Source organism: Massilia sp. (genome assembly GCF_032106685.1).
Taxonomy (GTDB): Bacteria; Pseudomonadota; Gammaproteobacteria; order Burkholderiales; family Burkholderiaceae_D; genus Telluria.
Genome location: NZ_DAMCPG010000002.1, coordinates 191,923 through 215,011 on the forward strand (window position 1 = coordinate 191,923; position 23,089 = coordinate 215,011).

Annotated in this window: 24 protein-coding genes and 1 tRNA gene; 8 read left to right on the forward strand and 17 right to left on the reverse strand. The window is 62.7% G+C overall.

Features of this window, described 5'->3' with window-relative positions:
• Positions 1-197 precede the first annotated feature (197 nt).
• The gene (locus RT688_RS02715) at positions 198-785 is read right to left on the reverse strand and encodes a hypothetical protein (RefSeq protein ID WP_313703305.1); all 588 of its coding nucleotides are present in this window, start codon (positions 783-785) and stop codon (positions 198-200) included.
• A gap of 195 nt (positions 786-980) precedes the next feature.
• On the opposite strand from RT688_RS02715, the gene RT688_RS02720 reads away from it, so the two are divergent.
• Complete coding sequence (locus tag RT688_RS02720) at positions 981-1,136, forward strand: hypothetical protein (protein WP_313703306.1); 156 nt, start codon at positions 981-983, stop codon at positions 1,134-1,136.
• On the opposite strand, the gene RT688_RS02725 is transcribed toward RT688_RS02720, so the two are convergent.
• The 6 genes from RT688_RS02725 to RT688_RS02750 form a co-directional block, all read right to left on the reverse strand.
• Complete coding sequence (locus RT688_RS02725; protein WP_313703307.1) at positions 1,106-1,438, reverse strand: STY0301 family protein; 333 nt, start codon at positions 1,436-1,438, stop codon at positions 1,106-1,108. The two genes, RT688_RS02720 and RT688_RS02725, sit on opposite strands and share 31 nt — an antisense overlap.
• Positions 1,435-1,869 (reverse strand): BPSL0067 family protein, encoded by a 435-nt coding sequence (locus tag RT688_RS02730; protein ID WP_313703308.1) that lies wholly within the window; start codon positions 1,867-1,869, stop codon positions 1,435-1,437. Before RT688_RS02730 ends, RT688_RS02725 begins: the two co-directional genes overlap by 4 nt.
• Positions 1,870-1,935: 66 nt before the next feature.
• Positions 1,936-2,172, reverse strand: coding sequence for a hypothetical protein (locus tag RT688_RS02735; protein ID WP_313703309.1), 237 nt, complete (start codon positions 2,170-2,172; stop codon positions 1,936-1,938).
• A gap of 17 nt (positions 2,173-2,189) precedes the next feature.
• On the reverse strand, positions 2,190-3,872 hold the full coding sequence (locus RT688_RS02740; protein ID WP_313703310.1) for a hypothetical protein: 1,683 nt from the start codon (positions 3,870-3,872) through the stop codon (positions 2,190-2,192).
• A gap of 446 nt (positions 3,873-4,318) precedes the next feature.
• A tRNA-Pro gene (locus RT688_RS02745) sits at positions 4,319-4,395 on the reverse strand.
• Between the two features lie 173 nt (positions 4,396-4,568).
• Positions 4,569-6,455 (reverse strand): MFS transporter, encoded by a 1,887-nt coding sequence (locus RT688_RS02750; protein ID WP_313703311.1) that lies wholly within the window; start codon positions 6,453-6,455, stop codon positions 4,569-4,571.
• A gap of 373 nt (positions 6,456-6,828) precedes the next feature.
• Between RT688_RS02750 and RT688_RS02755 the strand changes: the two genes are divergently transcribed.
• Positions 6,829-7,044 carry a hypothetical protein gene (locus RT688_RS02755; RefSeq protein WP_313703312.1) on the forward strand — a complete coding sequence of 72 codons (216 nt, stop codon included), beginning with the start codon at positions 6,829-6,831 and terminating at the stop codon, positions 7,042-7,044.
• A gap of 39 nt (positions 7,045-7,083) precedes the next feature.
• On the opposite strand, the gene RT688_RS02760 is transcribed toward RT688_RS02755, so the two are convergent.
• Together RT688_RS02760 and RT688_RS02765 are read right to left on the reverse strand one after the other, a co-directional pair.
• Positions 7,084-8,391, reverse strand: a complete 1,308-nt coding sequence (locus RT688_RS02760; protein ID WP_313703313.1) for a homoserine dehydrogenase — start codon at positions 8,389-8,391, stop codon at positions 7,084-7,086.
• Between the two features lie 16 nt (positions 8,392-8,407).
• Positions 8,408-9,634, reverse strand: a complete 1,227-nt coding sequence (locus RT688_RS02765) for a pyridoxal phosphate-dependent aminotransferase (RefSeq protein ID WP_313703314.1) — start codon at positions 9,632-9,634, stop codon at positions 8,408-8,410.
• A 199-nt stretch (positions 9,635-9,833) separates the two neighbouring features.
• Between RT688_RS02765 and RT688_RS02770 the strand changes: the two genes are divergently transcribed.
• From RT688_RS02770 to RT688_RS02780, 3 genes are all read left to right on the forward strand, one after another.
• Positions 9,834-10,211 carry an Mth938-like domain-containing protein gene (locus RT688_RS02770; protein ID WP_313703315.1) on the forward strand — a complete coding sequence of 126 codons (378 nt, stop codon included), beginning with the start codon at positions 9,834-9,836 and terminating at the stop codon, positions 10,209-10,211.
• Positions 10,212-10,608: 397 nt separating this feature from the next.
• Positions 10,609-11,079, forward strand: a complete 471-nt coding sequence (locus RT688_RS02775) for a peroxiredoxin (protein WP_313703316.1) — start codon at positions 10,609-10,611, stop codon at positions 11,077-11,079.
• 221 nt (positions 11,080-11,300) lie between these two features.
• Complete coding sequence (locus tag RT688_RS02780; RefSeq protein ID WP_313703317.1) at positions 11,301-13,064, forward strand: PhoH family protein; 1,764 nt, start codon at positions 11,301-11,303, stop codon at positions 13,062-13,064.
• A 405-nt stretch (positions 13,065-13,469) separates the two neighbouring features.
• On the opposite strand, the gene RT688_RS02785 is transcribed toward RT688_RS02780, so the two are convergent.
• Positions 13,470-16,202 (reverse strand): EAL domain-containing protein, encoded by a 2,733-nt coding sequence (locus tag RT688_RS02785; RefSeq protein ID WP_313703318.1) that lies wholly within the window; start codon positions 16,200-16,202, stop codon positions 13,470-13,472.
• Positions 16,203-16,359: 157 nt separating this feature from the next.
• Here RT688_RS02785 and RT688_RS02790 point away from each other — a divergent pair, with 157 nt between their 5' ends.
• Positions 16,360-16,557: a hypothetical protein gene (locus tag RT688_RS02790; RefSeq protein ID WP_313703319.1), complete on the forward strand. Its 198-nt coding sequence runs from the start codon at positions 16,360-16,362 to the stop codon at positions 16,555-16,557.
• 84 nt (positions 16,558-16,641) lie between these two features.
• Here the strand turns inward: RT688_RS02790 and RT688_RS02795 are convergent, their stop codons facing one another.
• From RT688_RS02795 to rpsF, 7 genes are all read right to left on the reverse strand, one after another.
• A complete protein-coding gene (locus RT688_RS02795; protein ID WP_313703320.1) occupies positions 16,642-17,652 on the reverse strand; it encodes an inorganic phosphate transporter in 1,011 nt (336 codons plus the stop codon).
• Positions 17,653-17,675: 23 nt separating this feature from the next.
• Entirely contained in the window at positions 17,676-18,302 is a 627-nt protein-coding gene (locus tag RT688_RS02800) for a DUF47 domain-containing protein (RefSeq protein ID WP_312549315.1), read from the reverse strand.
• Positions 18,303-18,377: 75 nt separating this feature from the next.
• Positions 18,378-19,763 (reverse strand): replicative DNA helicase, encoded by a 1,386-nt coding sequence (locus RT688_RS02805; RefSeq protein ID WP_313703321.1) that lies wholly within the window; start codon positions 19,761-19,763, stop codon positions 18,378-18,380.
• A gap of 131 nt (positions 19,764-19,894) precedes the next feature.
• Entirely contained in the window at positions 19,895-20,347 is a 453-nt protein-coding gene (gene rplI / locus RT688_RS02810) for a 50S ribosomal protein L9 (RefSeq protein WP_313703322.1), read from the reverse strand.
• Between the two features lie 41 nt (positions 20,348-20,388).
• Entirely contained in the window at positions 20,389-20,679 is a 291-nt protein-coding gene (gene rpsR, locus RT688_RS02815; RefSeq protein ID WP_027866749.1) for a 30S ribosomal protein S18, read from the reverse strand.
• A gap of 41 nt (positions 20,680-20,720) precedes the next feature.
• On the reverse strand, positions 20,721-21,014 hold the full coding sequence (gene priB / locus RT688_RS02820; protein WP_313703323.1) for a primosomal replication protein N: 294 nt from the start codon (positions 21,012-21,014) through the stop codon (positions 20,721-20,723).
• 45 nt (positions 21,015-21,059) lie between these two features.
• Entirely contained in the window at positions 21,060-21,446 is a 387-nt protein-coding gene (gene rpsF / locus RT688_RS02825; RefSeq protein WP_136219823.1) for a 30S ribosomal protein S6, read from the reverse strand.
• Positions 21,447-21,720: 274 nt separating this feature from the next.
• Between rpsF and RT688_RS02830 the strand changes: the two genes are divergently transcribed.
• Both RT688_RS02830 and lexA read left to right on the forward strand, forming a co-directional pair.
• A complete protein-coding gene (locus RT688_RS02830) occupies positions 21,721-21,936 on the forward strand; it encodes a DUF6289 family protein (protein WP_313703324.1) in 216 nt (71 codons plus the stop codon).
• A 261-nt stretch (positions 21,937-22,197) separates the two neighbouring features.
• Positions 22,198-22,833, forward strand: coding sequence for a transcriptional repressor LexA (gene lexA / locus RT688_RS02835; protein ID WP_313703325.1), 636 nt, complete (start codon positions 22,198-22,200; stop codon positions 22,831-22,833).
• Positions 22,834-23,089: the final 256 nt, after the last annotated feature.

Below are 23,089 nucleotides of genomic sequence, written 5' to 3' on the forward strand. Positions count from 1 at the left end.
TTCCTGGTCGCGCAGGAGAATTCACCCGCTGTTTTCTCCTGTTAAGCTTAGCGAGCGTGCGTGCATTCCCGCGCCAGGGCGGGCAGCACCTTGATGGACGTTCAGGTCACCTCCTTGCGTCCGCTCCAATGAGCAGCGGGTGGGTGGAACGTCGATGCATCCGCAAACGACAGCGCGACGGCTGCCGAGCTTTCCCATCAGCAAATCGAGTCGCGCACCGCGAACAGTGCGGATGCCATTGTCATCGAGTGCCGGGACTTGGTGGCAAATTCGTGCCGCAACAGGTCGATATAACTCGCCGGCATCATATCCCGATAGGTCGAACTCATGGACAGAGCCTCCTCATGCGCGCGAATCGCCTCATCGCGTACGTAGTCGGGCCATTGCCCCCACATCATCGTCGCTTTGTGACCCGCAAAGCTCGCGATACGCCGGGTTTCACGTTCTTTTGTGGCCGCTTCCCATGCGCTCCGGTCGGTATTCAACGTGACCGGCTTAGCCGCATTGCGCTCAATTCCCTTGCCGTCAAACGGCATGCCCAATAAAACCGGATTAATGCGCGCCATGACGTCGCGAATTACGCGACCTTGTGCGCGCTCGAAGAACGGAATCGAGTGAGCCGCCTTCAGCAAAGACGCCGACATAAGCGGGAACCAGGTCGGACGTTCATGATAGAACGAAAAACCACGCAGGCCGAAGTGAGAGCGGTTCCTGAAATACAGGTAGTGCGACTCAAGCTTATTGCCGAGTTCTTTGCCCGGCAATTCTCGCAGCACCGACGCCAAGTGCTTCCCAACGACCTCTGTCCGGTCGCCGCCAAAACCGCGCGCCACTGGCGGCGACGGCGCCGATTCACCCGGCCGGCTGGTTCGATCGGACGTTGAGCGAGATCTTGTCGCGCTGAACTTGGCCGTCGAGGAAGACCTGGCCACCGGCCGCGCGTGCCAGGCCTTCCTCCGCGAGAATGGGCTGGTGCCCTGATGGACTTCCACCTCGCAACGCCGTACGGCGACGTGTACTTGTTCAGCTACGAGGACGGGCGGATCGTCGACACGCCGCCGGCCCCACCGGCGGCCGGCGCGCCCGATCAGCACCTTCCGCAAGATCAATTGCAGGAGACCTTCACCGCGAGCTGACCAAGAGCTCCGCGCTCCTGCACCTCGCAGCGCGTCACTCCAGGCTGCACCCGGTGCCACACCGGAGCGCCCGGCCTGTACCAGCACGCGACCCACTTCACGTTGTCGGCGTCGAACCTGAAGTACCCATTCTGCACGCTGCGCACTTCCTTCAGTTCCCCCATTAGCTCGTACTGCTTCTGCGGCCCTTCGTACACGCTCCCCCCGAGCAGCGGCACGCCCTGGTGCTTCGCCGGGCATTCGATCACCTCGGCCTGCGCCGGCGCTAAAGCCAGGCCGAGCGCGAGAATAGCGGCCTTCATGCGTACACCATGACGAAATACTGGTCGGCATTCTCAGAGTCGTGGTACGCGTTCCCCTCGGCGTAGCTCTTCCCGCGCCCTAAAACTTCGCGCTCCATGACCAGGTTGGGTTTTCGCCCGCGCCACTGATCCACCATTTTGATGCTTATCGGTTTGCCGCTGGAAACCTCGGATGCGCCGAATTCGACAAACAGCGCCGCGTGATAGCCGTGCTTGTTCGGGAAGTAGCCGCCGCGCTTCTTGTCGAACATGAAGTTGGCGATTACTGCGCCAGGGTTCAGGAGAGACAGGTCGACCACGCGCGGGCCAGGCCGCCAGAAGCCTGTGTAGCCAACGTTCGTGACGGCTTGGGGGAGCGCGACGCACTCGCCGTCGCCGAACGACTGGTGCTTGTGCAGCCGCCCCAGGTCCCACGAGTAGATGAAGTACATGATGTGGCCTCCTCGATGTGATGAGGCCATTTTCCGGTTGTTGGGTTTACGGCAACTTGCAAACCCTCAACGGGTCGCCTGTCGCTGATCAGCAGGGCGGCGTCGATCTGGCTCGAATAGCACCCGCGCCGCGACATCCGCTGGCCCGCCGCTGAGCGCGAGCATGCAGGACACTTCCATCCAGGTGATGGCGGGTAGCTGGATCAGGGCCAGGTCCACCCGGCTGGCGGTGATGTGGTCGGTACGTCGCGCTATGACGAACAAGGTAGCGACGCGGCGCAGACGCCGGGTGAGCTCGCTCAATGGTGTGCCAAGGCCTCTCAGCTGATCGAATCGCGGACCGCAAATAGCGCGGACGCCACTTCCAGCGATTTCTTGGGATTTTCTGCAAACCGGCCGTTCAGCACATCAACGAAATTGCTGGGCATGAAGTCCCGGTAGGAAGAACTGATCGACAGCGCTTCCTCATGTGCCTGGATAGCCGTCTTACGCACATCATCGTTGAGCGAACTCCAGACCAGCGTCGGCTTGTGACCAACACGGCTCGCGTTCAAGCGCTTAGCCTTTTCGCTCATCGCGTCTTCCCAGGCTGAGCGGTTCGTGTTCAGATCGATCGGTTGGCCATTACTTCCCTCAAAACCCTTGCCGTCGAACGGCATACGCATAAGGTCTGGGTGTAGCTTCTGCATGATGTCCCGGATCAATCGTCCGGAGGAACGGTCGCCAAACGGTATCGAGTGCGCGGCTTTCAGCAGCGAGGCAGACATCAACGGGAACCATGTAGCCCGCTCGTGGTGGAGTGCAAAGCCGCGAAGCCCGAAATGGGAGCGGTTCCGGAAAAACAGGTAGTGAGACTCGAGCTTATCACCCAGCGTAGCGCCGGGCAGCCGGCCCAACGTTGAGGCAAGATGCTCAGCAACGAGCTGCTGATGCTCGCGTTCGAACGGGCCCTGCGCCCCGACTTTGCTGACAAAGCGACTCGCGAACGTGCTGGCGTCGTCACCGGCCATTAGGTGATGACGCAAAGGAGTGCCCCAGGCGGTGCGCAGAATCTCGCCGCTGCCGCCAGAAAGCGAGATCGAATCCCTGTTTCGGCCGTCGTAGGTCCAAGCGGATGCGCCGATACGGTGATACAGCCCGTGAAAATAGCTGCGCCATATCTGCATGTTCTCGTCGAACGAGATCGGCGTCTGCGGCAGGAAGCTTCCACGATGAAAACTCCCGCCGAAGTGATTAGCGATTCCACATGCAATCGGAAGATCCTGGTTGCTCGGTATGTCGACCGTATTCAGCCCGATTCGCTGCTGCCACTTTGGGAAATTCAATACCGAACCGAAAACCATGCGGCTATCTTTCCCGCCGCTCAAATCAACGATAATTTCCCCGAAGGCCGAGCTGTCGAGCACTGCATTGGTATTGTCGAGAAGCTCCTGCACCCCGACATCGACGAGATATTGATAGTCGTCGGGTGCGGCTGTTATCGCATACTCCAGCGCTGCCTTGGGCTGCAGAGCAAGCACGCCGTTGTTAAGCGTCACGCGCTTGTTTACTGGAACGACGCTCACCCCTTGGGTCAGCATTTCATGCCCGGTGTACTGCTGCGAGAAGAACGGCTCAAGGGTGAACAACAGCGACAGCGCCGCCTTATCGTTCAGCTCTAGTTTGAAGCCGAGCGCTTTTAACACCAAGGTATGCAAGTGGAGCCGATTGCTCAACACTGCGCAGCTGTCGTGCTGGGACGCGAACAGATGGCCGTGGCCAAGCAGATCGGTATCCGCTCTCACGCCGTCCTGTTCGACGTTGAAATAGGTGAATTGGCCTACGTTACCGCTGATGTCGGATCGCTTACTAACGTCGGCTAAATTGGCTCCGCCAAAAACGAATCGTCCACCGATATTCCCGAATCCGGAAAATAGCTTGAAGGAATCGTCGCGATGCACGAACTGCGCGCTTCTGTTGTAGATGGCTATCGACGTTGGGTTGCCGGGGGTCAGCACATGCACGACCAGGTCCTCACTAGCAAGGATGGACCTGATCTTCTGCGCAGCTAGCGCAGCTTGCGCAGCGTCTTTGAAACTGGCAATTGCACAGTCCGAGTATGGGAAGGGTAAAGCGAAGAATCGTGGCATAGGAATCGGGGTTCTGGCTTCGATGAGCCGGCTTCAAACAGATAAAAAGGGTCACATGCCGATTGCACGTGACCCTTTTCATAAAGCAATATTGTTAACTTATAGCGATCCGTTCAAGTTGTCCATACTTTCACTTTCGAATGTCGCGGCGCGAACACGGTAGAGCCAGCCACGAGGCGCCGCTGGCCCGGCCTACGCGCAGGAATGGGCGGTGGTGATCGAACCGAGATAGGCGAAAAAAAACAGCACCGATATTATCGCGTCGATAATATACAGTGCTGTCCACACCTACAGCTCTCGCTGCAAGTACTTGATTCTAATGGTCGGGGCGAGAGGATTCGAACCTCCGACCCCCTGCACCCCATGCAGGTACGCTACCAGGCTGCGCTACGCCCCGACTAGCCAGCAATTATACCAGAGCCAGGAAAATTTCTTAAGCTTTTGTCACACGTTATTTGTCGCGGTCCGCCACGCGCGCTGCCGCCGCCCGGCCAGCCCGGGCGGCCTCAGCGCGCGCCCTTTGTTAGCGCCCTTTGTTAGCGCCCTTTGTTAGCGTCCTACTTTAGCGCCCTACTTCCAGTCCCCGCGCAGCGTGCGCACCTGCTCGTACAGGTAGTCGGGCGTTGCTTCCTGGGGTGGCACCGGCACGCCGACGGCGAGCGCCAGCTTCGAGCGCCAGCCGCGCGCGAACGAACGCCCGAACAGGTTGCCGGGGTCGCGCGTGAACACGCTGCCCCACAGGCCGCGCAGGGCCATCGGGATCACCGGCACCTTGCTGCGTTCGACGATGCGGGCGATGCCGCTACGGAATTCGTTCATCTCGCCGGTCGAGGTCAGCTTGCCTTCGGGGAAGATGCAGACCAGGTCGCCCTGGTGCAGGGCCTCGGCGATGTCGATGAAGGCGCGCTCCATCTGGAAGGGGTCTTCCTTGGCCGGAGCGATCGGGATCGCCTTGGCGGTGCGGAAGATCCAGCCCATGAAGGGTGTCTTGAAGATCCGGTGATCCATCACGAAGCGGATCGGACGCGGGCTGGCGGCGCCGATCACCAGGGCGTCGACGTAGCTGACGTGGTTGCACACCAGCACGGCGGGGCCTTCGTCCGGGATCCGGTCGACATCGATGGTCTTCACGCGGTGGATGGTATGGATCAGGAGCCAGGCCAGGAAGCGCATCAGGAATTCCGGCACCAGCGAGAAGATGTAGATCGCCACCAGGGCGTTCAGCAGGGCCGTCGCCAGGAACATCTGCGGGATCGTGAAGCCCTGCCCCAGCAGCAAAATCGCCACGCCGGCGGCGGCCACCATGAACAGGGCGTTCAGGATGTTCATGCCGGCAATCGTTCGCGAAACGTGCTTCGGGTCGCAGCGGGTCTGGATCAGGGCGAACAGCGGCACGATGAAGAAGCCGCCGAAGACGCCGATCAAGACCAGGTCGGCCAGGATGCGCAGCGTGCCCGGCAGCGCCAGCAGCGCGAAGGCGTCCACCGTCACGGTATTCGTGAAGGCCTGGCTGGCGAAGTACAGGTCGATGCCGAACACCGACAGGCCGATCGAGCCGAAGGGCACGAGGCCGATCTCGACCTTGTGGCCGGACAGCTTTTCGCACAACAGGGAGCCGGCGCCGATGCCGAGCGAGAACACGGTCAGCAGCAGCACGAAGACGCTGTGGTCGCCGTGCAGGTAATCCTTGGCGAAGACGGGGAATTGCGACAGCACCAGGGCGCCGTAGAACCAGAACCAGGAATTGCCCAGCATCGAGAGGAAGACGGTGCGGTTCTGGGCCGAAAAGCGCAGGTTGCGCACCGATTCGGCCACGAAATTCTTGCTGATCCGCAGCTCGGGCGCCGGCGCCGGCGAAGCCGGGATACGCCAGCTCGCCGCCAGGCCCAGCAGGGCCATGAGCAGGCTGCCGCCCGCGACCAGCTCAATCCCCCAGGGCCGCTGGGCCACCAGCAAGGCGCCCATCACTTCGCCCAGCAGGATGCCGACGAAGGTCCCCATCTCGACCACGCCGTTGCCGCCGACCAGTTCCTCGGGCTTCAGGTGCTGCGGCAGGTAGGCGTACTTCACCGGGCCGAACAGGGTCGAATGCACGCCCATGCCGACCACCGCTGCGATCAGCAGCCACAGCGTATGGCTCAGCCAGCCGATCGCGGCAATCGCCATGATCGCGACTTCCAGCAGCTTGACGAAGCGCGCCAGCCTGCCCTTCTCGACCCGGTCGGCGATCTGGCCGGCGGTGGCGGAGAACACCACGTAAGGGAGGATGAACAGGCCCGGGATCAGGTTGTTCAACAGGCTGGGCGGGAGCGTGGTCCAGGACAGGGCGTCATAGGTCAGCGCGACCATCAGGGCCGTCTTGAACAGGTTGTCGTTGAAGGCGCCCAGGAACTGGGTCCAGAAGAAGGGCGAAAAGCGGCGCTGGGTCAGCAGGGAAAACTGGCTCGATTGGCTCATTCTTGGTCTCGAAAAGCGTGGTCTCGAAAAGCAGGGTCTCGTCAGGCGGGCGCTCGATATGCGAGATGTCGGTAAGCGGACGCTGCGTAATCTACAACACCTGCCCTGGCTTGCACATCTATATTTCCTGCGGTACAAGGCACCGGCCGAATGGTAATACTTCCGGTAGCGCGGTGCGATACCCTCCGCAAGGACAGCCGGCTTCTTGCGCTGGCACAAGGCAAAAAGGACGGGGGGAACAAGGAATTTGCAAACTGAAGCAATGTCCGCCGTGCAAATGCAGCTTTATTGACACGCTTCAACGCGCTTGAGACAAGACAAGGGCGGCCAGCGTATGGCTTGTTGTGCAGTGCAGCGTGAGTAGAATGCTCGGATGAATTCGCCCAACCTCCAAACCACACAACGCGGCGCACCCGATGCGCTGTTCGACGACATCGAGCAGGAACTACTCGCGCTCACCACCGCCTCGCTCGACGAGGACGACGCCGTCACTGGCGCTTGCGTGGACGAGTTTGCCGATGAATACCTGGCCGACCTGGGCCTGACGGACAACACCCGCTCCTGGCGGCCGAACCAACAGCCCGGCTAGCCGGGCCTCCGTTACCGGCCGCCGTGGCGGCGCGCCCGGTCAGCTGAGCGTTTCCAGCCTGATGCGAATGACCTTGCCGACGACCGAAGCGAGCGCCTCGATGCGCTCGATGGCGGCATCGACGTTCTTCTCGCGCGTCTGGTGCGTGATCATGATGATGTCGGTGCGGGCGCCGCCGCGGGTGCCCTTCTGCAGCACGGCGTCGATCGAGATGCCGGCGTCGGCCAGGATGCGGGTCAGGTCGGCCATCACGCCGAGCTGGTCGTTCACGTACACGCGCAGGTAATAGCTGGTCGTGATTTCCGACATCGGCAGGATCGCCACGTCGCTCATCTGGTTCGGCTGGAAAGCCAGGTGCGGCACGCGGCAGTAGGGGTCGACCGTGGCCAGGCGGGTGACGTCGACCAGGTCGGCGATCACGCTCGACGCAGTCGGTTCCGAGCCGGCGCCCTTGCCGTAGTACAAGGTCGAGCCGACCGCGTCGGCCTCGACCAGCACCGCGTTCATGGCGCCTTCGACGTTGGCGATCAGGCGCTTGGCCGGGATCAGGGTCGGGTGCACGCGCAGCTCGACGCCGGCGCTGGTGCGGCGGGTGATGCCCAGCAGCTTGATGCGGTAGCCCAGTTCCTCGGCATAGCGGATGTCGTCGGCCTGCAGCTGGCTGATGCCTTCCACGTGGGCCTTGTCGAACTGGACCGGAATGCCGAACGCGATCGCCGACATGATGGTCAACTTGTGCGCCGCGTCCACACCCTCGATGTCGAAGGTGGGGTCGGCCTCGGCATAGCCGAGTTCCTGGGCCTGCTTCAGCACGGTAGCGAAGTCCAGGCCCTTGTCGCGCATTTCGGACAGGATGAAGTTGGTGGTGCCGTTGATGATGCCGGCCACCGATTCGATGCGGTTCGCGGTCAGGCCTTCGCGCAGCGCCTTGATGATCGGCACGCCGCCGGCCACCGCCGCCTCGAACGCGACCATCACGCCCTTCTCCTGGGCGGCGGCGAAGATCTCGTTGCCGTGCAGCGCCAGCAGCGCCTTGTTGGCGGTGACCACATGCTTGTTGTTGGCGATCGCGCGCAGCACCAGTTCGCGCGGCAATTCATAGCCGCCGATCAGTTCCACGACGATGTCGACCTCGGGGCTGTCCACCACCTGGAAGGGATCGTCGACCACGCGGCACTGGCCGCCGGTCAGCTGGGCCGCGCGTTCCAGGTTGCGCGCGGCGACCATGGTGATCTCGATGCCGCGGCCGGCGCGGCGGCGGATGTCTTCCTGGTTGCGTTGCAGGACGTTGAAGGTGCCGGCACCGACGGTGCCGATGCCGAGGAGGCCAACTTTGATGGGTTTCATGTGGTTCGTGTCTGTTCTAGCGCGCGTGGCGTCGTCGGTAACCGTCGAGGAAGCGTGCGATACGGCCGCAGGCGTCGGTCAGGTCGTCGGAATTGGGCAGGAACACCAGCCGGAAATGGTCCGGGGCGATCCAGTTGAAGCCGGTGCCTTGCACCAGCAAGACCTTTTCCTCGGCCAGCAGCTCGCAAATGAACTGCTGGTCGTCGGCGATCGGATACATCGCCGGGTCCAGGCGCGGGAACATGTAGAGCGCCGCTTTTGGCTTGACGCAGGACACTCCCGGAATATCGGTAAGCAGCTTGTAGGCCAAGTCGCGCTGCTTGAGCAGGCGCCCGCCCGGACGCACCAGGTCGTCGATGCTCTGGTAGCCGCCGAGCGCGGTCTGGATCGCGAACTGGCCCGGCGCGTTGGCGCACAGGCGCATCGAGGCCAGCATGTTCAGGCCTTCGATATAGTCTTTCGCATGACGCTTGTCGCCCGAGATCACCATCCAGCCGGCACGGTAGCCGCAGGAGCGGTAGTTCTTCGACAGGCCGTTGAGCGTGACGAAGAGCACGTCGTCGGCCAGCGAGGCGATCGACTCGTGCACGTTGCCGTCGTACAGGACCTTGTCGTAGATCTCGTCGGCGTAGATGATCAGGCCGTGCTGGCGCGCCAGCTCGATGATCTCGAGCAGGATCTCGCGCGGATACAGGGCGCCGGTCGGGTTGTTCGGGTTGATGACGACGATGGCGCGCGTGTTCGGCGTGATCTTGCTGCGCATGTCGGCGATGTCCGGCATCCAGTCGGCCTGCTCGTCGCATACGTAGTGGATGGGCGAGCCGCCGGCCAGGCTGACGGCGGCGGTCCACAGCGGATAATCCGGCGCCGGCACCAGCACTTCGTCGCCGTTGTTCAGCAGGCCCTGCATGGCCATGACGATCAGTTCCGATGCGCCATTACCCAGATAAATGTCGTCGATGCGCACGCCCGCGATCTTCTTCTGCTGGGTGTAGTGCATGACCGCCTTGCGCGGCGCGAACAGGCCTTTCGAGTCCGTGTAGCCGGCGGCGCCGTGCATGTTGCGGATCATGTCCTGCATGATCTCGTCGGGCGGATCGAAACCGAAGACGGCCAGGTTGCCGATATTCAGCTTGATGAGCTTGTGGCCGTCGTCTTCCATCTGGCGCGCTTTTTCCAGCGCGGGGCCACGGATCTCATAACACACGTCGTCCAGCTTGTTCGATTTGCGAATCGGTCTCACATTGTCACCCGTGGTTGGCCTGCATGTTGCAGTGCGAAAAATACCATTCTGCCGAAAGCGCCTCGTTTGCGCAACCATGCACAGATCGCCGGCGAAAACGGCCTGCGCGGCGAAAAGTTTATAATCGTGCCCCATGGCCGCCCAGCGCGGCGCTTCCCCGCCATCACCGCGGCGCATGCCGCCCCAAGCCACCGACGACATGAAGCTTCACTCCGACAACACTCAACAATACCAGACCGTGACCGGCTACGACGCTTCGGGTGTCGAAATCAATGCGGAACGTTTCAACTACAGCCTGCTCGTGATGCCCGAGACGCCGCCGCGCCCCTGGAACGTGACGCGTTTCGAGGACCTCGCCAGCGAACACTTCGAGCAGATCGCGCTGGATGAGCCGGACGTCGTCATCCTCGGCACCGGGGAGCGCCAGCGCTTCGTGCACCCGCGCCTGATCGCCAGCCTGACCGCGCGCCGCACCGGCGTGGAAAGCATGGACAGCCAGGCCGCCTGCCGCACCTACAACGTGCTGATGGGCGAAGGACGCAAGGTGACGCTGGCGCTGATCATCGACCCGGCCTGAGCCGGGTGACGAAAAACGGTGGGCACGGGGCGCCCACCCTACGGTACTTCTAGGCTAACCATGAGGATCGTAGGGTGGGCGCCCCTGTGCCCACGCGTAAAGTTTGCGTGATGCTGGCGTTCATTAAAGCGCTGCGTCTGCCCAACGTTCTATCCCATTGCAAACGATATTTGCCTGTAGTCCCTCCTGTGCAAATATCCTTTGCACCCTCGTCCAATCGAACCACCCTCCTGCGGTCTTCTCGTGTAAATTTCGACTAATGTGGTTGAAAGGCAATTTTTCGCCCCCATTTGCTGTCGACGCCGCGGCCGGACTACGTAAGTACTACCGTCCCGCAGCGCCGCAGATTATGATGAGGGCTATATAGATAGCCCGATACCAGTCCAGGAGAATCCACGTGGCCGACAGCCCCAGCGCAGCAACCGTAGAGAACTTTAGCGCCGCCATGACCGGCGACCAGACCTTCCAGCTTGGCGGCCGTCCCGCGAAGTACACGGTGCTGTATTTTTATCCGAAGGACAATACCCCGGGCTGCACCACCGAGAGCATGGCCTTCCGCGACAAACACGACGAGTTCCTCGCCGCAAACACCGAGGTCTACGGCATCAGCCGCGACTCGCTCCGCTCGCACGAGAACTTCAAATCCAAGCTGGGCCTGCCTTTCGAACTGATCTCCGACCCTGACGAACTGGTCTGCAACCAGTTCGGCGTCATGAAGATGAAGAACATGTACGGCAAGAAAGTCAGGGGGGTCGAGCGCAGTACGTTTGTCGTTGACGCTCAAGGCCGATTGGTGAAAGAATGGCGTGGCGTGAAAGTCAATGATCACGTCGATGAAGTGCTGGAATTTGTGAAGAGCCAGCCCTGAACGGATGGCTCCAGTCGATCAACCTGCTGGTCCAACCACCTATTTTGAGTCGAAGCGTTTTATCCCTGCATCATTCCAATCTGGCTGCCTGCCAAGCCGGTGCTCATCCGGCCCTGGTCCGCGCCCCCAAGTATTTTCCAGTTGCATCGATCCCGCCCGGCAGCGCGTCCCGCGACGCGCTGGCGCGAGGCGTCCTCCACTTTTTCTAGATTGAGAACCTGATGCCACTACCAAAAATCCCGACCAAGCCGGCCACCCTGCTGCCGGTCAGCGATTACCCCAAAGCCGAACCCGGCAAGTCTCCCGTGCGCGCCGTGAGCGCAGCGCCGGTCGAGGCCGATCCGGTCGAAGACCTCATCAGCGGCAAGGCCGTGCCCGCCGCGAAATCCACCCGTGCCCGCAAACCCAAGGCCACGCCGCTGGCCGCAGTGCCGGTCCCACAAGCTGCACCCGAGCGTGCCGCCAAGCCGGAGACGGTCGCCAAACTGCGCGAAACCGACATCGGTGCGCCGCATCCGGTCAAGCACAAGCCGGTCGAAGTCAACGTCAAGTCCTCGGCTAGCCGCAAGGCCGACAAGGCCGGCGCCACCAAGGTCTTCGTGCTCGATACGAACGTGCTGATGCACGACCCGACCTGCCTGTTCCGTTTCGAGGAACACGACGTCTACCTGCCGATGATGACGCTCGAGGAGCTCGACGACCACAAGAAGGGCATGTCGGAAGTCGCGCGCAACGCCCGCCAGGTCTCGCGCACGCTGGACGCCCTGATCGCCGACATCGACGACGACGCCATCGAGGCCGGCATCGAACTGGCCAAGCTGGGCAACAAGGACGCCAAGGGCCGCCTGTTCTTCCAGACAAAGCTGCAGAACGGCCCCGCCCTGCCGGAAGGCCTGCCGACCGGCAAGGCCGACAACCAGATCCTCGGCGTCGTGAAGGCCCTGGCCGCCGAGCAGCCGCAGCGCGCCATCGTGCTGGTGTCGAAAGACATCAACATGCGCATCAAGGCGCGCGCCCTGGGCCTGCCGGCCGAGGACTATTTCAACGACCACGTGCTGGAAGATACCGACCTGCTGTATTCGGGCATCAATCAGCTGCCGGAAGACTTCTGGGACACGCACGCCAAGAACATGGAGTCGTGGCAAGACACCCGCAACGGCACCACCTTCTACCGCGTCACCGGCCCCTTCATCCCCAGCCTGCTGGTGAACCAGTTCGTTTACCTCGAGCAGAACGGCGGCGAGGCGCCCTTCTACGCGCAGGTGAAAGAGATCAACGGCAAGACCGCCGTGCTGCAGGTGCTGCGCGACTATACCCACGCCAAGAACAGCGTCTGGGGCATCACCGCGCGCAACCGCGAGCAGAACTTCGCGCTGAACTTGCTCATGAACCCGGAGTGCGACTTCGTCACCCTCCTCGGCCAGGCCGGCACCGGTAAAACCCTGCTGGCCCTGGCCGCCGGCCTGGCGCAGGTGCTGGAGACCAAGCTCTACAACGAGATCATCGTCACCCGCGTGACGGTGCCGGTCGGCGAGGACATCGGCTTCCTGCCGGGCACCGAGGAAGAGAAGATGTCGCCGTGGATGGGCGCATTCGACGACAACCTCGAAGTGCTGAACAAGTCCGACAACGACGCCGGCGACTGGGGCCGCGCCGCGACCCAGGACCTGATCCGCTCGCGCATCAAGATCAAGTCGCTCAACTTCATGCGCGGCCGTACCTTCGTGAACAAGTTCCTGATCATCGACGAGGCCCAGAACCTGACGCCGAAGCAGATGAAGACCCTGGTCACCCGCGCCGGCCCCGGCACCAAGATCCTCTGCCTGGGCAATATCGCCCAGATCGACACGCCCTACCTGACCGAAGGCTCGAGCGGCCTGACCTACGTGGTCGACCGCTTCAAGGGCTGGTCGCATAGCGGCCACGTGACCCTGGCGCGCGGCGAGCGTTCGCGCCTGGCGGATCACGCGAGCGACGTGCTGTAAGCGTTTATACGCCCTACCGAAAACCTGCGCGCCGAGAGGCCCGCAGGTTTTTTTACGCCCACGAACAGTGAGGCAGGCGTAGGGTGGGGACTTGTCCCCACGGGGTCGGGCGGCGGATTCCTGGTTGCGCACGACGACAGGCGGTTCGCGGGCAGGGTGGCTCGCGCTTTTTGGCGCCGTCGATCGGATGGCGAGACCGCGTGGGGACAAGTCCCCACCCTACGTTACTGCTCATGGGCGCAAAAATACCGACGATACCGTAGGGTGGGGACTTGTCCCCACGCGGCACGGCGGTGGATATGCGCTTGCATATGCAAACAGCCAGCCTAGCGGCTCGCGCGCGTTGGCGCCGCCAATCAAACGGTGAGACCGCGTGGGCCCAGGTGCCCACCCTACAACTGCTATCTACGACTTCGTCCCGCCCACTGTCTCGAACGCGCGATTGGCCTGCGGCTGGCGCTCCCCCGGCGGCACCGGGCGCGAGAAGAAATAGCCCTGCCCTTCGTCGCAGCCGAGCGTCTTGAGCAGCTGCATCTGCGCCCGGCTCTCGACACCCTCCGCCACCACGCGCATGCCCAGCGCGTGGGCCATGGCGATCATCGAGGCGATCAGGGTGTCGCCTTCCGGGTTCTCGATGCGCAGCACGAAGGCGCGGTCGATCTTGAGGACGTCGAAACGCAGGCGCTGCAACTGGGACAGCGAGGAGTAGCCGGTGCCGAAATCGTCGATGCACAGCTTGATCCCGAGTTCGCGCAGCTGGCGGAACACGGTCGACTCCACGATTCCTTCCTGCATCATCGACGACTCGGTCACCTCGATTTCGAGCAGCGCGGGGGCGATGCCATGGCGCTCGATGGCGCCGCGAAACAGCGCCAGGATGTCGGACTGGCTGAACTGGCGCGGCGAGACGTTGACCGAGACCGGCACCAGCGGCCCGCCGTCGCGCGCCCAGTGGGCCAGCTGGCGGCAGACGTTGTCGATGACCTGTTCGCCCAGCCGCACGATCAGTCCGGTCTCCTCGAGCAGGGGGATGAAACCGTCGGGCCCGGTCAGGCCCTTGCCCGGACGCTCCCAGCGCACCAGCGCTTCCATGCTCGAGGCCGTGCCGGCGGCCAGGTCGATCCGCGGCTGGTAGTGCACGACGAACTGGCGCTGGTCGAGGGCGTGGCGCAGTTCCATCTCGGTTTCCAGGCGCGTGCGGATGGCTTCGAAAAAGCGCGCCTGGAAGAAGCGGAAGGCGCCCTTGCCGCCGGTCTTGACCGAATACATCGCGATGTCGGCGTTCTTCAGCAGGGTCTGGGCATCGTCGCCGTGTTCGGGGAACAGGCTGATCCCGATCGATGCGTTCAGGACCTGGGTCGACTGCTGCAGGTGAAAGCCGTCGCGGAAGGCGCCGAGCACGCGGGCGGCGACCTGTTCGACATCCTCGACGCTGCCGGCCTGTTCCAGCACCACCACGAACTCGTCGCCGCCCAGGCGCACCACATGGTCGCGCGGGCGCACCGCCGTCGTGAGGCGCTTGCCGACGGTGCGCAGCAATTCGTCGCCGGCCGCATGGCCGAGCACGTCGTTGACGGTCTTGAAGCCGTCGAGGTCGATGAACAGCACCGCGAGCCGCTGTCCGCCCGCGCGCGCATGCGCGATCGCCCCCGGCAGGTAGTGCTGGATCCAGTAGCGGTTGGGCAGGCCGGTCAGCGCATCCGAGTTGCTCCTGCGCTCGAGTTCGGACAGATGCGCCTTGCTCTCGCTGATGTCGCGCACCGTGACCGCCAGGTCGTCGCCGGCGCGCACCGCCTTGTAGCGGATCCATTGCGCCTTCAGCGGCTGCTCCGGCGCCGGGTGCACCGGCAATTCCTGGTCGTAGACGCCGGTCTCGAGCGCCTGGCGCAGCCGCGTGCACGCCGCCTCGAACAGCGCGCCCTGGTAAAACTCGGACAGGCGGTGCCCGATCAGCTGCATCGGATGCTTGCCGAACATGTCGGCCCCAAACTGGTTGCAGTCGACGATGTCGAAATCGCGCACCACGCCCTGGGCGTCGCGCACCGGCCGGTTGATGAAGAAGCCCTCCCCCGCTTCCTCGGTCGCGCGGCGGTAGGTGGCGCGGATGATTTCGATCTGGTGCTGCTTCCACTTCGCGTGCACGTGGAGGCTGGTGGCGAGCAGCGCGGCCAGCACCAGCCAGGCGGTGTTCCACCAGGCGTTGTTGATGGCTGCCTGCTGCTTGGCGCGATAGGGCGCCAGTGCCGCATACTCGTCCACGCCCACCATGCCGACCAGCCCCACGTCCGGCAGCGGGTGCCAGCCCACAATCCGGGTGTGCCCGTCCGCGAACCAGCGCCGGCCATCGAGGCGCGCGACGCCCACCGGCCGGTCGGCCGGCAGCGGCGCCAGCAGGAAAGGCGAGTGGCTGGTGTGGACGATGCTCCCGCTGCGGGTGGCCAGCACCGCGCCGTTGTCCCGCACCAGCCCGGCGAAGCCGTATTCGCCCAGGACCGGCTCGGCGTAGTGCTGGGTGAAGAAGGACGGCAGGACGGCGACCAGCACGATGCCGTCGAACTTCCCCTGCGGCGTCAGCAGCGGGCGCGAGAAGGCGACGACTTCCTGGTGCGTCAGCTTGCCTTCGAGCGGGCCGCTCAGGTACAGCCTGTCGCTGGTAGCGTTCTGCTGCTCGGTGAAATACGGCCGGTTGCCGAAATACTTGCCGATGACCTCGGGCTGCGAGCAGGTCGTGACGATCCCCTTGCGGTCGAGGACCGCCACGGCGGAAATGTACTGCTCGGAGAAGATGCCCGCATCGATCGTGCCCTCCAGGCTGAGCCGCTTGCCGGCGCGCGCCCACTGGTGGCGCAACAGCAGCAGCAGGCGGTCGGTGTCGTCGATCGAGCGCCGCGCACGGACGACCATGCTGCGCGTATAGGCGTCGACCTGCTGCTCCAGCTCGACCCGCCGGTCATGCTGCTCATGCTCGAGGTCGCGCAGGACATAGGTCCATAACGCGCCGATCGCGGCCAGCGCGAGCGCCGGCCACACCAGCAGCATCGGCAGCCGCCGGCGCGCGAATGCGAGGAAAGGCCGCAGGCGGCCGAGCGCACGACGCCAGCGTGCGGCCAGCATCGCCTTGTCGATATGCAGGTTCATCCGGATTCCAGCACCTCAAGCTACGGGAACAGAGTATGACACGGCGGCAGCGCGGCGGACGAACGCCGTGGCGCAGGGATGCCGCAATCCCGCGCGCCGATCCGCACGGCGTTTGACGTGCACGCTTGTGCCGAAACCGGATGCTCACGATGATCAGTTGACGCAGCAACATTTTCCCACCATTGGCGGCGAGGACATCATGAAGGCGCTCATCCAGGACATCGCGCGACGTTTCGGTACGCTTCCCAAGGGATATCGGGCCGTCGCGGCCGGCGTGCTGGCGGTGCTGGTGCTGTACAACGCCATCGAGATCGGCGAAGCGGCCGGGCGCGCGCTGTCCTGGCTCGGGCCTTGACCCGGATGCGGGAAATGTTACGGGTGCCGGAACAAAAACGCCCGGCGCTTGGCCGGGCGTTTTTGTCGTGGTCGATGACCGCGATTACATGATGTGGGTACCGATCCACCAGGCGATCGCCGCGACGAAGGCCGATGCCGGGATGGTGAAGATCCAGGCCCACACGATGTTGCCCGCCACGCCCCAGCGCACGGCCGAGGCCTTTTGCGAGGCGCCCACGCCGACGATGGCGCCGGTGATGGTGTGGGTGGTCGAGACCGGGATGCCCCAGAAGCTTGCCATCAGCAGCGTCATCGCGCCGCCGGTCTCGGCGCAGAAGCCGCCGACCGGTTTCAGCTTGGTGATCTTCTGGCCCATGGTTTTCACGATGCGCCAGCCGCCGAACAGGGTGCCGAAGCTGATTGCCGCGTAGCAGGAGATGATGACCCAGGCCGGCGGGTGCGCGTCGGCCGGATTGGTGTAGCCGGCGGCGATCAGCAGCATCCAGATGATGCCCATGGTCTTTTGCGCGTCGTTGCCGCCGTGGCCCAGCGAATAGCCGGCGGCCGACAGCAGCTGCAGGCGGCGGAACCAGACGTCGACCTTGCGCGGCGTACTTTTCACGAATACCCAGGAGACGATCAGCATGATGATCGAGCCGAGCACGAAGCCGAGCAGCGGCGCGACGACGATGAAGATGACGGTCTTCCACAGGCCCGCCGCGACCAGCGCGCCGGTGCCCGACTTGGCCACTGCCGCGCCGACCAGGCCGCCGATCAGGGCGTGCGAGGAAGACGAAGGAATGCCGTAGTACCAGGTGATGACGTTCCAGACGATGGCCCCGACCAGGGCCCCGAAAATCACGTAATGGTCGACCACATGGGGGTCGATGGTGCCTTTGCCGATGGTTTGCGCCACCTTCATGCTGACCACGAAGATCGCCATGAAGTTGAAGAAGGCGGCCATGGCGACGGCGGACTGGGGCTTCAGCACGCCGGTCGAGACGACGGTCGCAATCGCGTTCGCCGAATCATGGAAGCCGTTCATGAAGTCGAATACCAGTGCCAGCAGCACCAGTAGACCCAGCACGTAGATGCTGATGGTGAGATGTTCCATAATTATTTTTATTCTTAGGAAACTTAAGCGTTTTCGACGATGATGCCTTCGATGATGTTCGCGACGTCTTCGCAGCGGTCGGTGACGGTCTCGAGGATCTCGTAGATCGCCTTCATCTTGATCAGGTTGCGCACGTCCGGTTCGTCGCGGAACAGCTTCGACATGGCGGCGCGCATCACGTGGTCGGCGTCGGACTCGAAGCGGTCGATCTCTTCGCAGATGGCGACGATCTTCTGGGCGTTGCCCATGTCGTGCAGCAGGGCCACGGCTTCCTGGACCTTCTGGCAGGCGGCCAGGCACAGTTCGGCCAGGCGCTTGGCTTCCGGCGTGACGGCGTGCAGGTCGTACAGCGAAATGGTCTGGGCCGCGTCTTCCATCATGTCGAGGATGTCATCCATGCGGGTGATCAGCTTGTGGATGTCGTCGCGGTCGAGCGGGGTGATGAAGGTCTTGTGCAGCAGGTCGACGGTGGCGTAGGTGATCTTGTCCGCCTGTTTTTCGATGCTCTCCACGGCGTGGGTGCGGTTTTCCAGGTCGTCGAAGTTGGTCATCAGGCCAACCATTTCCTGTGCACCCTTCACGCACAAAGCGGCGTGCTGGTTGAACAGATCAAAAAACTTGCCCTCAGTGGGCATCAGGCGTCCAAACATTTAACTCTCCGTTGTAAAACTCTTGGGACTGCGAGGGCCGTGGACCAACAAGGTCCACGGAGGCGCAATATCGGCTTAATCGCCCTGGTAGATGGCGAGGTTGCCGCTGTAGTTGCCAAACTTGGTGTACTGGCCAATCCAGGTCAGTCGGATGGCCCCGATCGGGCCGTTACGCTGCTTGCCGATGATGATTTCGGCGGTTCCCTTATCGGGCGAGTCGGGGTTGTAGACCTCGTCGCGATACAGGAAGATGATCACGTCCGCATCCTGCTCGATAGCGCCGGATTCGCGCAGGTCGGACATCACGGGACGCTTGTTCGGCCGCTGTTCCAGCGAGCGGTTCAGCTGGGACAGTGCGATGACCGGACAATGCAATTCTTTCGCCAGGCCCTTGAGGGAACGCGAGATCTCGGAGATCTCGGCCGCGCGGTTGTCGCCCGGCTGGCTACCCTGCATCAGCTGCAGGTAGTCGACGATGATAAGGCCGAGCTTGCCACACTGGCGGGCAAGGCGGCGCGCGCGTGCGCGCATCTCGATCGGGTTCAATGCCGGCGTCTCGTCAATGTAGAGCTGGGCATCGTTCATCTTCTGGATGGCGTGCGTCAGGCGCGGCCAGTCCTCGTCGTTCAGGCGGCCGGTGCGCAGGCGGTGCTGGTCGAGCTGGCCGACCGAACCGAGCATACGCATGGCCAGCTGGGCGCCGCCCATCTCCATCGAGAACACGGCCACCGGCAGGCCGGCTTCGATCGCGACGTTCTCGCCGATGTTCACGGAGAACGCGGTCTTGCCCATCGACGGACGGCCGGCGACGATCACCAGGTCGCCTGGCTGCAGGCCCGAGGTCATGCGGTCGAGGTCGATGAAGCCGGTCGGCACGCCGGTGATCTCGCCCTGGTTTTCGCGCGAATACAGTTCGTCGATGCGCTCGACGACCTGCGTGAGCAGCGGCTGCACCGCGGTCCAGCCCTGGGCGCCGCGCGCGCCCTGCTCGGCGATGGCGAAGATCTTGGATTCGGCTTCGTCAAGCATCTGCTTGACTTCCTTGCCTTGCGGGTTGAACGCGTTGCCCGAGATTTCGTCGGCAACGGTGATCAGCTTGCGCAGCACGCCGCGGTCGCGCACGATCTCGGCGTAACGGCGGATGTTGGCGGCGGACGGCGTGTTCTGCGCCATCGCGTTCAAATATTGCAGGCCGCCCACGTCTTCCGCCTTGCCGAGCGAAACCATCGCCTCGTAGACGGTGATGACGTCGGCCGGCTTGCCGCTGTTGATCAGGCGGACCATCTGTTCAAAGATGATGCGGTGGTCGTAGCGGTAGAAATCGTCCGCGTGCATGAAGTCGGCAATGCGGTCCCAGGCCGCATTATCGCGCAGCAGGCCGCCGATGACGGACTGTTCTGCTTCGATGGAGTGCGGGGGGATGCGCAGCGATTCGATTTGCGGATCTGCGGGGGTATTCATGGCGGGCATTATACCTTCTCCGGTCACACGGCTGAAATAATTGGCGAGTTTCTGCGCATAAAAAAAGCCGGGCGAACCCGGCTTTTTCCTTTTTTGCAACAGCTCCAAAGGAGCTGTGCGGTAATACTTGATCAGGCAGCTTCGCCCACGACAGCGATGGTGACATCCACCACGACGTCGGTGTGCAGGGCGACGGCAACCGGGTGCTCGCCGGTGGTCTTCAGCGGACCGGTCGGCATGCGCACTTGCGCCTTTTCGACGGCGAAACCTTGCTTGCTCAGGGCTTCAGCGATGTCGAAGTTGGTGACCGAACCGAACAGACGGCCGTCGACGCCGGCTTTCTGAGCGATGGTGATGGTCATGCCGTTCAGCTTTTCGCCCTGGCCTTGTGCGGCAGCCAGCTTCTCGGCAGCAGCTTTTTCCAGTTCGGCGCGCTTGACTTCGAACTCGGCCACGGCAGCCTGGGTAGCGCGGCGGGCCATTTTTTGCGGGATCAGGAAGTTACGTGCGTAACCGTCCTTGACCTTGACGACGTCGCCCAGGTTGCCGACGTTGACGACTTTTTCCAGCAGGATAACTTGCATATTATTCTCCAGTATTTACTTGTGCTCGTTGCCGTAGCGACTTAAGCGTTGTGCAGGTCGGTGTACGGCAGCAGGGCCAGGTAACGGGCGCGCTTGATCGCGGTGTCCACTTGACGCTGGTAGTGCGCCTTGGTGCCGGTCAGGCGTGCCGGCATGATCTTGCCGTTTTCCTGGACGAAGTCCTTCAGGGTGTCGACGTCTTTGTAATCGACCTGTTCAACGCCGGCGGCGGTGAAGCGGCAGAATTTCTTGCGCTTGAACAGCGGATTCTGCTGCTTGCGCTTCATTTTTTCTTTGGCTTTGTTTTTGTCGAACTTTTTACCGAATGCCATTTGAGGCTCCTGTATATCTAAAAGGTGGGCCGCTGGGTAATCTAAGCGGCAGCACTGAAATCAATGATGTGAAACACCAGGGCTTTGCTGTTGCGGTTCTTCCTGGCCAGGAAACCCGTGAACTGGTGTGCGGCGCCGAGCTCGGCGCTGGCGAACCGGCCCGAAATCTCGCCCGCGGCGAACGCGGGAATCTCGAACTCGACCAACCTCGTCACCCCTGCCTCGACCTGTTGCGAACTGTGCATCAGGATTGCCGAGACCACCGGCACGCCGGCGGGGGTGTAGCGCAACAGGTCGCGTTCAGCGATGGTGGCGACGACCTGGAGCTGGTTCACTGCACGTCGGGCACTGGGCCCGTCCACGAATTCTGGCGAAAGACCTTAGGCAGCGGCGGCCGGGGCAGCAGCCGGAGCTTCTGCGCGGTGGCTCTTGGCTGCGTCTTCGCGCTGGACCGACTTCATCATTGGCGACGGAGCGGTTTCAGCCTTCTTCATCTTCACGGTCAGGTGACGCAGCACGGCATCATTGAACTTGAATGCGGTTTCCAGCTCGACCAGGGTCTCGTTGTCGCACTCGATGTTCATGCAGATGTAATGTGCCTTCGGCAGCTTCTGGATCTGGTAAGCCATCTGGCGACGGCCCCAGTCTTCCACGCGATGGATGTTACCGCCGCGGCTGGTCACCGTGGTCTTGTAACGCTCGATCATCGCCGGGACTTGCTCGCTTTGGTCCGGGTGGACGATAAAAACGATTTCATAATGACGCATGCAACACTCCTTGAGGACGTTTAAACAAATGCCCACCTCGGCGTCAAGACGAGTGTGGGAAGGGAAAGCTCTCGAGTATAACGCAGGAATTCCATCGACACAAGCATGGCCGGTGACCGACGGGGGCGCACCGCGGCTCCGCCGGGTATCGCACCTAGCACAATCCATAGTTGAGTGCGCGTTGAGAGACTGATAAGGTTTCTCTGCCGAAAACTTTTCGGACAAGAGACCCTGATGCATTTCGTACGTCCACCCACTGAAGGAGAACGAAGAAATGAAACTGACAAAAGCACTTTTCGTCGGCGCCCTTGCCGTCGCGGCAGCCGCCGCGGTTGCCCGTCCCACGCATGGCAGCACGACGACCTATTACAGCGATGCCAGCCATACCGTCGAAATCGGCGGCACCGAATTGACCTGTAACGGCGCGCGGTACAGCTGGGGCGAAACGAGCAGCTATTTCACCCTCACCGAAGTCTACGCCTGCTCCTGATGCGCACCGGCGACAACGGCCTGCACGCCCTTGCCTGCCGCGGATCGCCGTCGTCCAGCTCGTTTTGATCCGACGCCGAAGGGCGCCGCACCGACGCCCTGCCGCCGCCTTGCCGCGGCACCTTTACTTCATCTCCGCCACGTCGACACCACGCCACACGCGCCCCGCTCGCCTCTCCAGGCACGTCACAGCAAGTAATGCTTGCAAATCTCCGAATACTGTACAAAAATACAGCCTGAATCGATAACCAGTGGTACATCCATGCTCAAGCTCACTGCACGGCAAGAACAGATCCTCAACCTGATCAAGGAAGCGATCGACAACACCGGCTTCCCGCCGACCCGCGCCGAGATCGCGAAGGAATTGGGCTTCAAGTCGGCCAACGCGGCCGAGGAGCATCTACAGGCGCTGGCCCGCAAAGGCGCGATCGAGATCGTCTCGGGCACCTCGCGCGGCATTCGCCTGATCGGCGCCGCGTCGGAGCCGCCCGTTCCGGCCATCCCGCCCGCCCTGCTGATGTCGCTGCCGCTGGTCGGCCGCGTCGCCGCGGGTTCGCCCATCCTGGCCCAGGAACACGTGGAGGCAACCTACAACGTCGACCCGGCCATGTTCGGCGCCCGCCCGGACTTCCTGCTGAAGGTGCGCGGCTGGTCGATGCGCGATGCCGGCATCATGGACGGCGACTTCCTGGCGGTCAAGAAAATCGACAGCGCCAAGAACGGCCAGATCGTCGTCGCCCGCCTGGGCGAGGACGTCACCGTCAAGCGCTACCGCAAGACCGGCGACGTGATCGAGCTGCTGCCGGAAAACCCGGACTTCAAGGTGATCCGCGTCGAGCCGGAAGACGAGTTCGCGCTCGAAGGACTGGCGGTGGGGCTGATGCGCAGCTGGCACTGAGCCAACAATGCAGGACAAAGGCCGCGACTGCGGCCTTTTTTGTAGGGTGGACACCTGTGTCCACGCGGTACAACATTCGAACATCGAATACCGAACATCGAAGATCCGCCTGCCAGGACAGGTGTCGGACGCTCCGCAATACTTTTCAGCCAAGCAAGCGCTTTACCGCGTGGACACAGGTGTCCACCCTACAAAGAACAGAGCGCCATTACTTAACGTTTTGCGACACATCGCCTGCCCGACCGCGTGGGGTCGA